Source organism: uncultured Porphyromonas sp., assembly GCF_938039215.1.
GTDB lineage: Bacteria > Bacteroidota > Bacteroidia > Bacteroidales > Porphyromonadaceae > Porphyromonas.
The window spans coordinates 1-13,180 of the sequence record NZ_CALHVI010000045.1 but is presented as its reverse complement, the minus strand read 5'-3'; the positions used below and the strand labels follow the sequence as shown (position 1 = coordinate 13,180).

General features: G+C 54.4%; 8 protein-coding genes. 7 read left to right on the top strand and 1 reads right to left on the bottom strand.

The genetic code is table 11. The features are described 5' to 3' along the window. The first annotated feature begins 29 nt into the window (after positions 1–29). The 4 genes from asnS (at position 30) to Q0336_RS06100 (ending at position 4,288) form a co-directional block, all read left to right on the top strand. Positions 30–1,427, top strand: coding sequence for an asparagine--tRNA ligase (gene asnS / locus Q0336_RS06115; RefSeq protein WP_298526674.1), 1,398 nt, complete (start codon positions 30–32; stop codon positions 1,425–1,427). Between the two features lie 173 nt (positions 1,428–1,600). Beyond that, positions 1,601–2,125, top strand: coding sequence for an NAD(P)H-dependent oxidoreductase (locus Q0336_RS06110; protein WP_298526672.1), 525 nt, complete (start codon positions 1,601–1,603; stop codon positions 2,123–2,125). A gap of 251 nt (positions 2,126–2,376) precedes the next feature. Further along, entirely contained in the window at positions 2,377–2,823 is a 447-nt protein-coding gene (locus Q0336_RS06105) for a YhcH/YjgK/YiaL family protein (RefSeq protein WP_298526671.1), read from the top strand. Positions 2,824–3,127: 304 nt separating this feature from the next. Next, positions 3,128–4,288 carry a TlpA disulfide reductase family protein gene (locus Q0336_RS06100; RefSeq protein ID WP_298526669.1) on the top strand — a complete coding sequence of 387 codons (1,161 nt, stop codon included), beginning with the start codon at positions 3,128–3,130 and terminating at the stop codon, positions 4,286–4,288. A gap of 271 nt (positions 4,289–4,559) precedes the next feature. On the opposite strand, the gene uvrA is transcribed toward Q0336_RS06100, so the two are convergent. Then, complete coding sequence (gene uvrA, locus Q0336_RS06095; RefSeq protein ID WP_298526667.1) at positions 4,560–7,451, bottom strand: excinuclease ABC subunit UvrA; 2,892 nt, start codon at positions 7,449–7,451, stop codon at positions 4,560–4,562. A 622-nt stretch (positions 7,452–8,073) separates the two neighbouring features. On the opposite strand from uvrA, the gene metK reads away from it, so the two are divergent. The 3 genes from metK to carB all read left to right on the top strand — a co-directional run. Beyond that, the gene (gene metK / locus Q0336_RS06090) at positions 8,074–9,366 is read left to right on the top strand and encodes a methionine adenosyltransferase (protein ID WP_298526665.1); all 1,293 of its coding nucleotides are present in this window, start codon (positions 8,074–8,076) and stop codon (positions 9,364–9,366) included. Between the two features lie 226 nt (positions 9,367–9,592). Beyond that, complete coding sequence (gene carA, locus Q0336_RS06085; protein ID WP_298526663.1) at positions 9,593–10,666, top strand: glutamine-hydrolyzing carbamoyl-phosphate synthase small subunit; 1,074 nt, start codon at positions 9,593–9,595, stop codon at positions 10,664–10,666. Between the two features lie 22 nt (positions 10,667–10,688). After that, the coding region (gene carB, locus Q0336_RS06080) for a carbamoyl-phosphate synthase (glutamine-hydrolyzing) large subunit (RefSeq protein WP_298526661.1) at positions 10,689–13,180 on the top strand (2,492 nt) is incomplete at its 3' end.

Below are 13,180 nucleotides of genomic sequence, written 5' to 3'. Positions count from 1 at the left end.
GAACCGCTACATACCTCAATCATTCATTTATGAAACGTACAAGAATCATCGAGCTACTCCAAGCTACCCTAGTAGGGCAGCAAGTGAACGTCAAAGGTTGGGTCCGTACTCGCCGTGGCAATAAGGCTGTCAGCTTCATCGCACTCAATGACGGCTCGACGATCCATAATATCCAGATCGTCGTCGATCTAGCTAAGTTCGATCCCGAACTGCTGGCTAAGATCACGACGGGTGCTAGCCTGAGTGTCATCGGTGAGCTTGTCTCCTCGCAGGGACAGGGTCAGAGTGTCGAGATCCAGGCCAGTGAGATCGAAGTGCTGGGTACAGCAGACCCTGCGACCTATCCACTACAGAAGAAGGGGCACTCCCTAGAGTTCCTACGTGAGATCGCCCACCTACGTCCACGTACGAATACCTTCGGTGCGATCTACCGCATGCGCCATCACATGTCGATCGCTATCCATACATTCTTCCATGAGCGAGGCTTCTTCTATGTCCATACACCACTGATCACGGCGAGTGATGCCGAGGGTGCTGGACAGATGTTCCAAGTCACGACGCTTGACCTAGAGAACCCTCCTCGTACCGAGGATGGGAAGGTCGACTACAAGGAAGACTTCTTTGCACGCCACACCTCGCTGACGGTATCTGGTCAGCTTGAGGGAGAGATGGCAGCTCTTGCTCTCGGGGGGATCTACACCTTCGGGCCTACCTTCCGTGCTGAGAACTCCAATACGCCTCGTCACCTAGCTGAGTTCTGGATGATCGAGCCTGAGGTCGCTTTCCTTGAAATCGAGGAGAACATGGACCTAGCAGAGGAGTTCATCAAGTACTGCGTGCAGTGGGCGCTCGATCATTGTATGGATGATCTGACCTTCCTAGCGGAGCACTTCGACAAGGAGCTCATCGATCGCCTACGCTTTGTCCTAGAGAAGCCCTTCAAGCGCATGGCCTACACCGAGGGTATTGAGATCCTCGAGGCGGCAGTCAAGGCAGGGCGCAAGTTTGAGTTCCCTGTGTACTGGGGTGCCGACCTTGCTAGCGAGCACGAACGCTACCTCGTGGAAGAGCACTTCCAGCGTCCCGTCATCGTCACCGACTATCCTAAGGAGATCAAGAGCTTCTATATGAAGCTGAACGACGATGGGAAGACAGTCCGAGGTATGGATGTTCTCTTCCCCAAGATCGGAGAGATCATCGGTGGATCGGAGCGTGAAGCAGACCTCGATAAGCTCGTACAGCGTGCTCAGGAGGTCGGAGTACCCGAGAAGGATCTCTGGTGGTACCTCGACTCTCGTCGCTATGGTACGGCTCCTCACTCGGGCTTTGGTCTGGGCTTTGAGCGTCTCCTGCTCTTCGTCACGGGTATGGCGAATATCCGTGATGTGATCCCCTTCCCCCGTACGCCACGCAATGCGGAGTTCTAGTGCTGTAAGGAGGTAAGCTCGCTTACTTTCCCTCCCTCACTAAATAGATATAATGGGTGTCTACCTTCTTGGAGGTAGGCACCCATTTATTTGTACCCGAGCGAACCTTTTCTACCTCCTCTACGTTCTTACCACACAAGATCATCCATATATAGACTTATCCGTCAAGAAAAATGAAAGTACTCGTTATCTATTCGCATACCTACCACGAGCAGAGCTACGCTGGTAAGGCTATCCTTGAGGTACTCAAGGCGCTACCTAATGTAGAGATCCGCAATCTAGAAGAGCTTTATCCTGACCTCAATAAGATCGACATCGCTGCCGAGCAGGAGGCGCTAGTAGGGGCAGATGTCATTATCTTCCATCACCCCGTCTTCTGGTTCAGCGTACCAGCTGCGATGAAGCGCTACCTGGATGAAGTCTTCCAGTACGGCTTTGCTTATGGCACGGGAGGCGATAAGCTCAAGGGGAAGAAGTTCATCCACTCCTACACCACGGGCTCTGGTGCTGCGACTTTTGAAGACTCGGAGTTTAGCAGTGCTCTGACACTTCCCCTCAAGTGTACCGCAGCTTATACCCAGATGGACTATGTAGGAGCTTTCCCCCTCTATGGTCAGCTGTCCCTGACGAACCCCAACGTCGCAGCAGAAGCACGAGAGCACGCAGAGAAGCTAGTCTCTCTCCTCAAGACACTCTAGGAGGACTTGTTCGTCACCTTTAGTTTATGGGCAATTTCCCCTACTAAGCGTCTGGCTTGGTAGGGGAAATTGATTTATGGGGAAGGAGGGATGATGGAGTATAAGATATGGGTAGGGTAAGGACGTGGTATCGAAGAAGTTTCTACCTTTGCGTATGGCTATGCTCTGTCAAGGCCTTCTCTAATGTTTAGAGCGGGCCACAGAGAGCCTACTGCAGATATAGAGACTCACGACTAACTAAGCTTACTCTAATGATCCATAGTACACTGGAGGGATCGGCTCGCTACGAAGGACTACATCCCTTATTCAAAGAAGCTTTCGACTACATCAAGACGCATGATCTCTTGGCTCTAGAGTCGCAGCGCATAGAGCTCCGTGGTGAAGATCTCTTCATCAACCGCATGGATGCTCCTTCTCAGATCTATCAGCCACTCGAAGCCCACGAAGAGCATATCGATATCCAGGTGCTACTCAAGGGGCGAGAGCGGATTGGTTGGCTTCCCCGTGCCCAGTGCCAAGAGCCTCAAGCACCCTATGACAAGGAGAAGGATGTCATCTTCTTCGAAGACACTCCTGCGAGCTACGTGGATCTCGTCCCAGGGGACTTCGTGATCCTCTATCCCGAAGATGCTCATGCCCCCCTCATCGGAGGCGGTGGTGCTGTGAGCAAGCTCATAGTCAAGATCCGACTGCGCTAGCGTAGAGCTCCTCTCAGTCTGATAGTAGGGCTTCCCCAGTATTGATCTTGGCGCTTGCCCTAAGCTGACTTTGCTGCTTCTAAGAAACTGACCTTAGAGCTTCCGTTGAGCTAACCTCGGTGCTTCTTGAGTATAGCTATGGGATCGCTTCTATACTGAGGGTAGAGCCTCCTTAGAGCTATCGCAGAGCACGCTCTTAGCAGAGCTTGGGGCTTGGATCAAGGGTTAGATAACGCTCGTCGCCAGATTATACTTATCTTAGTTCAAGATTATTACCACTCATCCATACATATAAGTAAAACACATGAAGAAGAATCAATGGATCCGCCTAGGGCTTCTTGCTCTAGCCACGACGATTGCTCTGCCCGCTATGGCTCAACGCAAGGGTAAGGCTAAGTCTAAAGCTACTACCGTTAGCATCGCCAAGCCTAAAGCAGGGCATTACCTGATCCAAGGTACAGCACCTGCCGAAGCCAACGGCAAGTGGGTCTACCTCTACACCAATGCTGGTGCCGCTCTCGACAGTGTCCAGGTCGCAGCGGGGAAGTTCCACTTTGAGCGCCCTCTAGGTGGTGATGGTATCGTAGTCAACCTGATCATTCCTCGTTCATACTCCCTTTCCTTCATCCCCGAAGAAGGTGTCATCAAGGCACCACTTGATGCAGAAGCTGCTACGGGTACTCCGCTCAACGATCTCCGTGCTCAGAAGGTCAAGGAAGAGGTCGCCCTCTCTAGCGGTGTGAAGGAGAAGCTGATGAAGCTCCGCTCCGACAAGTCTCTTTCTGATAAGGAGAAGGAAGAAGGAATGGAGAAGGTCGTCAAGGAGTACTATGCTCAGATCCTACCAGGGGCACTAGCTGACCTCAAGGCTCACCGAGATGATGCTCTAGGCTACTACGCTCTGCAGACCCTCCTTGCACAGGAAGAGATCGACCTAGCCAAGGCTGAAGGCTACCTAAAAGAAGTTAGCGAAAGACTTCGCAATGAAGAGACGATCGTTAAGCAGCTAGAGCGTCTCCGCAGTCTTGAGGCTACTAAGCCAGGTGCACAGTTTATAGACTTCGACGGGGTCGATGATGCCAGCAAGCCCGTTCGCCTCAGCGACTATGTCGGCAAGGGACACTATGTGCTGGTCGACTTCTGGGCATCTTGGTGTGGACCTTGCCGTCGTGAGATCGCTCACCTGAAGAAGGTACGTGATGCATACACGGACAAGGGGTTGACCATCCTTGGTGCTGTCGTCTGGGACAAGATGGAGGATCACCTGCAGGCTATGAAGGATCTAGAGATCACGTGGCCTCAGATCTTCAATGATAAGAACGCAACGGATCTCTATGGGATCGCAGGCATTCCTCAGCTCATCCTCTTTGATCCTAGCGGTAAGATCGTCGCCCGAGATCTACGTGGCGAGATGGTCAATGACCTGCTTGACGAGATCATGAAGACTACCGAAGGTAAGCTCTAGTCTACAGAATAGATAAGATAAGGGAAGCCCCCAAGTTCGTAGCCTCATATAGGCTATGGACTTGGGGGCTTCCCTCGTTTATATCCTTGCTCTCGAAGGTGTAAGGGTAGGGCTTCTCTGAGGGTAGGTTAGATGGGGTAGTGCCGTCTGCTGTTTCCCTCTAGCATCAGAGCTATGTCCCATTTGGTCTTAGTGCTACGGGCATCTTAGCTCAAATACTTCTATACCCTTGATTCTAGCACTAAATCCTATCAGCTACTGGCGCTGGGATTTACTTACGCTTGGCTTTTAGCTTGGCTTGAAGGAGCTCTTTGAGGTAGCGACCCGTAGCAGACTCTGTGCACGAAGCGATAGCCTCTGGTGTCCCTTCGGCTACGATATAGCCTCCTGCCTTCCCGCCTTCGGGTCCCATGTCGATGACCCAGTCGGCAGCCTGGATGACCTCAAGGTTGTGCTCAATGACGATCACCGAATGCCCTTGGTCTACGAGGGCTTGTAGAGCCTCAAGCAGGGTGCGAATGTCATGGAAGTGCAAGCCTGTAGTAGGTTCGTCGAAGATAAAGAGGGTAGGGAGCTTCTTCCCCTTCCCGAGGTAATAGGCCAGCTTGACTCGCTGGTTCTCCCCACCAGAGAGGGTGGAGCCTGACTGCCCCAGCTTGATGTAGCCTAGCCCTACCTTCTGCAGGGGACGTAGCTGGTCGATGATCTTCGTTGTCAAGGTGGAAGAGGCTCTATTCTTGTCAAAGAACTCGACCGCCTCATCTACGCTCATGTCGAGGAGCTGAGAGATGTTGATCCCACAATACTCTGCTTCTAGGAGCTCCTTGCGGAAACGTAAGCCGTGGCAGGCTTCGCAGGGAAGAGTGATGTCTGCCATGAACTGCATCTCCACGGTGATGACCCCTGCGCCTTGACAGCGTTCACAGCGTCCCCCCTCCTTGTTGAAGCTGAAGTAGTAGGGCTTGAAGCCCATCTGCTTCGATAGGGGTAGACCTGCATAGAGCTCACGGATCGTGTCGAAGGCTCCTACGTAGGTCACGGGGTTGGAGCGGGAACTTCGTCCTATGTTGTTCTGGTCGACATACTCGATCTGGGTGATGGACTTGAGGTCTCCCGAGATCCCACGTAGCTCTAGGCTGTCCATGGGCTCCTTGTTGAGCATCCGAGAGACACCCTCGTAGAAGAGTTCGCGCATCAGCGTGCTTTTGCCCGAACCGCTGACACCGCTGACTACAGTGAGGGTATGTAGTGGGAAGCGGACGGTGATATCCTTGAGGTTGTGTAGTGTCGCTCCTTCTAGCTCGATGTAGCTATTCCAAGGACGACGGACGGAGGGAAGGGGGATCTCTTCTCGCCCCGTCAGATAAGCAGCCGTATAGCCAGGGGTCGTGCTGTCGATCTCTGAGGCTGGACCTGCATAGACGACCTCGCCTCCATAGCGACCCGCATCGGGGCCGATGTCGATGATGTAGTCTGCGGCACGCATCATCTCTTCGTCGTGCTCTACGACGACGACGGTATTGCCGAGATCTCGGAGGCGACGCACTACCTGGATGAGGCGCTCGGTATCTCTTTGGTGTAGGCCGATACTGGGCTCATCGAGGACATAGAGTGAGCCCACGAGGCTACTTCCGAGCTGGGTGGCCAGCGTCACACGCTGGCTCTCCCCACCCGAGAGTGTGCTGGAGAGGCGATCGAGGGTAAGGTAGCCTAGACCCACTTCGTCGAGGAAACTAAGGCGAGAGCGTATTTCATGCAGCAGGCGCTTAGCGATGAAGGCTTCGGCCTCGCTCAGCTGGAGCTGGTCGAAGAAGTCCCGAGCCTCCCAGAGGGTCATCGATACGATCTCGGCGATGTTCTTCCCCCCGATACGTACACAGAGGGCATCGGGCTTGAGGCGATCTCCATGGCAGGTCGGGCAGATGGTCTTCCCCGTGAAGTGGGCGATACGTACGCGGTTCTGGATCTTGTGAAGCTGGCTTCGTAGATAGTCGAAGTAAGGAGTGATCCCTATCGGGCCGTACTCCTTGCTGGGGAGACCATCCCACAGCTGTGCCTTCTGCTCCTCAGTGAGCTCCTCATAGGGGCGGTGTATGGGGAACTTCGCCTGCTCTGCATAGCGGATGAAGAACTGTTTCCATTCGGAAGAGACTACCCCTCGCCAGCAGGCTACCGCATCGTCATAGACGGAGAGGCTGGGGTCGGGGATGACCAAACGGCGGTCAATGCCCACGACCTTCCCGAAGCCTTCGCACTCGGGGCAAGCACCGATGGGGTTGTTGAAGCTGAACATCTCGGGCGAAGGCTCTTGGAAGACACGACCATCGGCTTCGAAGATATTGCTGAACTCCTGAAGGCGCATGGGCTTTCGTCCTTCCTCACCCATCTCTTCGATAGCAAGGTAGCAGACTCCACGTCCTTCGAAGAAAGCGGTCTCTACCGATTCGCCTAGGCGGTCTACAGCCTCAAGGTCTTCGCTGATAGCCAGACGGTCGATGAGCAGATAGAGTCCTTCGGCTCGGTCGTCACTCCAGAGAAGGGCATCCTCGATGGCTATGATCCCCTCGGGCAGCCATAGTCGGCTGTAGCCCTGCTGTAGCTGGATCTCGAGATGGGCTGCCAGTTGTCTCCCCTCGGGTACGTGTAGGGGCACGATGAGGTAGACACGACTTCCCACGGGAAGCCCCTTAGCATAGGCCAAGACATCCTTCACTGTGTGCTTGCGCACCTCTTCTCCTGTGCTGGGGGAGATGGTCTTCCCAATGCGTGCATAGAGCAGGCGCAGGTATTCGTAGATCTCGGTAGAGGTAGCGACGGTAGAGCGGGGATTACGGCTGACGACACGCTGCTCGATGGCTATCGCTGGGGGAAGCCCCCGTATCCAGTCGGCCTCAGGCTTAGCCATACGACCGACGAACTGACGGGCATACGACGAGAGACTCTCCACATAGCGACGCTGTCCCTCGGCATAGAGTGTGTCGAAGGCGAGCGAACTCTTCCCCGAGCCACTCACCCCAGTGACGACGATGAGTTGGCCTCGGGGAATGGCTAGGTCTATATTCTTGAGATTATTGACACGCACATGGTGCAGGAGGATGTGGTCTGCCGTATCCTGGCGGTCGGTGAGGGGGGCGGGAGTCTTCTTCGTTTCTTTCTTTGCCATCGAGATGGAGGAGGGGTTAAGTCGAGACGGGTAAGGGAGCTTGTTGCTCCGAAGGAGCCCGTCTGCTATTCTCGCAAAAATAAGAATAATCGAGTAGAGGATTTAGTTCTCCTTGCCTTTAAGATCTCCGCTTCTGCTCTCTGTGCTTCTACGGGGGCTGGCTCTGCGTCCCTCAGCAGGTGTCGGTTGTAGGGGGCTGTTGCCCTTACGAGTGTTTGCAGTAGCGCCTCCCAAGAGGTACTACTGGTGCCTCCCAAGAGGCGCTACTGCTACCTCTGAGGACTTGCTATTAGAAGGGCTAAAGCTCAAGACTTAGTGCGAGAGAACTGTGCTCTTTGTGCCTCCGATGAGGAAGTAGGATCGGTAGAGTCGGAGAAAAAGTGTACCTTTGTGCCCGAAAGTAGCCCCCACGGGGGACGTGGATAGATTTGAGATGCTTGCAACCACGAGAAAAAATGCTAAACCCGTCGTCTTGATGGAGCCTTATCCTTGGCTCTTCACCCTCTACGACAGACTTAGCTCACCTCGACCTTGGTTGCACCGATAGGCAGCTGAGGTCTTTTTATATTCACCCATTGGGGCTACGTCTGAAATCACTAACCCATATACAATAGATATACCGATGAGTTATCTCTTTACCTCTGAGTCTGTCTCAGAAGGTCATCCCGACAAGGTGGCTGACCAAATATCAGATGCCATCCTTGACCACTTCATGGCACTTGACCCGCTCTCCAAGGTCGCGTGTGAGACGCTTGTGACCACGGGGCAGGTCGTGCTGGCGGGCGAAGTCAAGAGTGATGCCTATGTCGAACTTCAAGACATTGCTCGAGATGTCATCCGTGAGATCGGCTACAACAAGAGCGCTTATTGCTTCGATGCAGACAGCTGTGGAGTCCTCTCCGCCATCCATGGGCAGAGTGCTGATATCAACCGTGGTGTCGAGCGTCTATCTCCCGAAGAGCAGGGCGCTGGCGACCAAGGGATCATGTTCGGCTACGCTTGTCGTGAGACCCCTTCGCTCATGCCTCTGCCACTGGACCTGTCGCATGCCCTCTTAGAGGAACTCGCCCACATCCGCAAGGAAGAGCTTCACTTGATGCCTTACCTCCGTCCCGATGCTAAGAGTCAGGTGACGGTCGAGTATTCGGATGAGGGGAAACCCCTGCGTATCGATACCATCGTCATCAGTACCCAGCACGACGAATTCATTGAGCCTAGTGATGATTCTGCAGAGGCGCAGGCAGCGGCTGACGCTCAGATGCAGGCTCATATCACCGAGGATATTCGCAAGATCCTTCTTCCTCGAGTACTCGCACGCTACCCCGAGCAGATCCAGCAGGCACTCGATGCAGACTTCAAGCTCTATGTGAACCCAACGGGTAAGTTCGTCATCGGGGGGCCCCATGGCGACACTGGGCTCACGGGTCGTAAGATCATCGTAGATACCTATGGGGGGAAGGCTCCTCACGGCGGTGGAGCTTTCTCTGGTAAGGACCCCTCGAAGGTAGACCGCTCGGCAGCCTATGCCGCTCGTCACATCGCTAAGAACCTCGTCGGTGCCGGTATCGCAGACGAAGTGTGCGTGCAGCTGGCTTATGCTATCGGTGTAGCAGAGCCTATCAGTATCTTCGTCGACACCTTCGGCTCTTCGCATGTCTCTGTCGCTGATAGCGCCATCGCAGAGCGGGTAGGGCAGCTCTTCGACCTGCGCCCCTATGCCATCGAGCAGCGCCTCAAGCTACGTACCCCCATCTATAGAGAGACGGCTAGCTACGGGCACTTCGGGCGTGAGCCTCGCACGGTGACTAAGTACTTCTCTACCAACAGTCGTGGTAAAGTCGCTCACGAAGTAGAGCTCTTCACATGGGAGAAGCTCGACTACGTAGACACCCTTCGCAAGAGCTTTGGGCTCTAGGCATCCTAGTCTCTCTTTTTTTCATATCTTTGCATGCAAAGCGGAGCCAAAGGGGCTCTGCATTGCATGTACAAACGATCAGATGAAACTGAGGTCTTCGCTCTCTCCGAGCGACAAGAAATATAGAAAAGCCGTATGTCAAGCTCTGCTTGGTAGACGGCTTTTCTCTTTATAATACCGCCTCAGATCACCTATTCCTACACATCTTCATTAAGTATCCGTCCCTATGCAAGACTACAAAAGAGCTACTTTGATCCTAGATGATGGGAGTCGCTTCGAAGGCTACTCGTTCGGCTATGATGCCCCTGTGGCAGGCGAAGTCGTCTTCAATACCGCGATGACTGGCTATACGGAGAGCTTCACTGACCCCAGCTATCGGGGGCAGATCCTCGTCATGACTTATCCCCTCGTCGGGAACTATGGGGTGCCCTCTCCCAAGCGAGATGAGCACGGCATCGCCTTCTTCAGAGAGAGCGATGAGATCCATCCTCTGGGGATCGTAGTCTCTGACTACTCCGAGGAGCACAGCCACTGGAACTCTGAGGGCTCGCTCTCCGAATGGCTCCGCCGAGAGAAGGTCTTCGGTCTTACGGGTATCGATACACGTGAACTGGCCAAGACGCTCCGAGAGAAAGGCTCAATGAAGGGCAAGATCGTCCTAGAGGGGGGAGAGGATATCCCCTTCGATGATCCCAATAGCCGCAACCTCGTGGCAGAGGCTTCCCCCAAGGAAGTCACCATCTATGGCAATGGACCGAAGAAGATCGTGCTCGTAGATTGCGGAGCGAAGAACAACATCGTACGCAACCTCATCCGCCCCGATGTGACACTGTATAGAGTGCCTTGGGACTACGACTTCAACGAGATCGACTTCGACGGGCTCTTCCTCTCCAATGGCCCTGGCGACCCCAATATGTGCCGTATCACTGTCGAGCATATACGTAAAGCCTTCGATAAGAAGAAGCCCATCTGTGGCATCTGCATGGGTAACCAGCTCCTAGCCGCAGCAGCAGGAGCGAAGATCTCAAAGATGAAGTACGGGCACCGCAGCCACAACCAGCCTGTGCGTGAAGTCGGGACAAACCGCTGCTACATCACCAGCCAGAATCATGGCTACGCTGTCGATGCCTCGACGCTTGGACCAGGCTGGAGAGAGAAGTATGTCAATCTCAATGATGGCTCCAACGAAGGGATCTGCCATGAGACCCTACCCTTCTTCTCGGCTCAGTTCCACCCCGAGGCTTGTAGTGGGCCGACGGACACGGTCTTTATCTTCGAAGAGTTCCTTAACCTGATTTAATCCCCTTCAAAAGCAAGAGACAATGATCGACAAGAATAAGATACAGAAGGTCCTTCTCCTAGGATCTGGAGCCCTGAAGATCGGGGAAGCAGGAGAGTTCGACTACTCTGGCTCTCAAGCACTCAAGGCGATGCGTGAGGAGGGGATACATACCGTCCTCGTCAATCCCAACATCGCTACTGTCCAGACTTCCGAAGGGATCGCCGATGAGATTTACTTCCTCCCCGTCACTCCCTTCTTCATCGAGAAGGTCATCGAGAAGGAACGCCCCCAAGGGATCCTTCTCGCCTTCGGCGGACAGACCGCCCTCAACTGTGGGGTAGCCCTGCATCAGAGCGGAGTACTTGCCAAGTACAATGTCGAGGTCCTCGGGACACCCGTAGAGGCGATCATGAACACCGAAGACCGAGACCTCTTCGCTCGCAAGCTGGATGAGATCCAGGTGAAGACGATCCAGAGCCATGCTGTGGAGTGTGTCGAGGATGCTCGCCGTGCTGCAGCCTCTCTGGGCTATCCCGTGATCATCCGTGCAGCCTATGCCTTGGGTGGCCTCGGTAGCGGCTTCTGCGACAACGAAGAGGAGCTAGATGAGCTCTGTAGCAAGGCCTTCTCCTTCTCGCCTCAGGTACTCGTCGAGAAGAGCCTCAAGGGATGGAAGGAAGTTGAGTACGAAGTGGTACGTGACTGCTACGACAACTGTATCACGGTCTGTAACATGGAGAACTTTGACCCTCTGGGTATCCATACCGGAGAGAGCATCGTCATCGCTCCTTCACAGACCTTGACGAACAACGAGTATCACAAGCTCCGTGAGATCGCTATCCGCATCGTACGTCATATCGGTATCGTCGGGGAGTGTAACGTGCAGTATGCCCTAGACCCTGACAGCGAAGACTACCGAGTCATCGAGGTCAATGCCCGCCTATCTCGCTCATCGGCTCTAGCCTCTAAGGCTACGGGCTACCCTCTGGCCTTCGTCGCTGCTAAGCTTGGGCTAGGCTATGGGCTCTTCGAACTGAAGAACTCTGTGACCCGTACGACTCCTGCCTTCTTCGAGCCTGCACTTGACTATGTCGTCTGTAAGCTCCCTCGCTGGGACCTAGGGAAGTTCCACGGTGTCTCCCGTGAGCTCGGTAGTAGCATGAAGTCCGTAGGGGAAGTGATGGCTATCGGACGTACCTTTGAGGAGGCCATGCAGAAGGGGCTCCGTATGATCGGCCAAGGGATGCACGGCTTCGTCGGCAACAATACCAAGGAGATCCCCGCTGACCAGCTCAATGGCGCTCTGAAGGCTCCTACCGATACACGTGTCTTCGCTATTAGTCAGGCCTTCGCCATGGGCTACACCGTAGACCAGATCCACGAGCTGACGAAGATCGACCGATGGTTCCTCGACAAGCTCCAGAGCATCGTCCGCACCTCCGATCGTCTCGCAGCAGTACAGCAGATCTCGGATCTAGACCGAGAGCTCCTACTCAAGGCCAAGCGTCAGGGCTTCTCGGACTTCCAGATAGCTCGCTTCATTCTCTCCAAGCAAGGGATCAAGGCGCACGATAAGGATGCTCTGGCGGTACGTGCTCTGCGTAAGAAGCTCGGAGTATTGCCCGTAGTCAAGCAGATCGATACGCTCGCAGCTGAGTATCCAGCAGAGACCAACTACCTCTACCTGACCTACAGTGGTACGGCTAACGATATCGCTTACGAAGGAGATGGACGCTCGGTCGTCGTCCTTGGTTCTGGGGCGTACCGTATCGGTAGCTCTGTCGAGTTCGACTGGTGTGGAGTCAATGCCCTTCAGACGATCCGTCAGCAGGGCCTACGATCTATCATGATCAACTACAACCCCGAGACGGTAAGTACGGACTACGATATCACGGATCGCCTCTACTTCGATGAGCTTACCTTCGAGCGTGTCCTAGACATCCTTGATCTAGAGACACCCCGAGGTGTCATCCTCTCCACTGGTGGGCAGATCCCTAATAACCTTGCCCTGAAGCTTCACTCCCAGCGCATCCCCATCCTCGGGACACAAGCCGAGGATATCGACCGTGCTGAGGATAGGCATAAGTTCTCTGCGATGCTAGATGAGCTAGGCATCGACCAGCCTCGCTGGCAGGAATTGACGAGTATCGAGGACATCGACTCCTTCATCCGTGAAGTAGGCTTCCCTGTGCTCGTTCGTCCAAGCTACGTACTATCGGGGGCGGCAATGAACGTCTGCTCCAACTCCGAGGAGCTCTACCGCTTCCTTGAGCTAGCGGCAGACGTATCGAAGGAACATCCGGTGGTCGTAAGCCAGTTCATCGAGCACGCTAAGGAAGTGGAGATCGATGCCGTAGCGCAGCGAGGGGAGATCGTCGCCTACGCCATCAGCGAACATATTGAGTTCGCAGGGGTACACTCAGGGGACGCTACGATCCAGTTCCCAGGGCAGAAGCTCTATGTCGAGACGGTGCGCCGTATCAAGCGCATCAGTCGTCAGATCGCCGAGGCGCTACACATCTCAGGACCATT

Bases quoted from the DNA above. Each gene is read 5' to 3' on its own strand.
- asnS (WP_298526674.1), top strand. From the start codon at position 30: ATGAAACGTACAAGAATCATCGAGCTACTCCAAGCTACCCTAGTAGGG.
- Q0336_RS06110 (WP_298526672.1), top strand. From the start codon at position 1,601: ATGAAAGTACTCGTTATCTATTCGCATACCTACCACGAGCAGAGCTAC.
- Q0336_RS06105 (WP_298526671.1), top strand. From the start codon at position 2,377: ATGATCCATAGTACACTGGAGGGATCGGCTCGCTACGAAGGACTACAT.
- Q0336_RS06100 (WP_298526669.1), top strand. From the start codon at position 3,128: ATGAAGAAGAATCAATGGATCCGCCTAGGGCTTCTTGCTCTAGCCACG.
- uvrA (WP_298526667.1), bottom strand. From the start codon at position 7,451: ATGGCAAAGAAAGAAACGAAGAAGACTCCCGCCCCCCTCACCGACCGC.
- metK (WP_298526665.1), top strand. From the start codon at position 8,074: ATGAGTTATCTCTTTACCTCTGAGTCTGTCTCAGAAGGTCATCCCGAC.
- carA (WP_298526663.1), top strand. From the start codon at position 9,593: ATGCAAGACTACAAAAGAGCTACTTTGATCCTAGATGATGGGAGTCGC.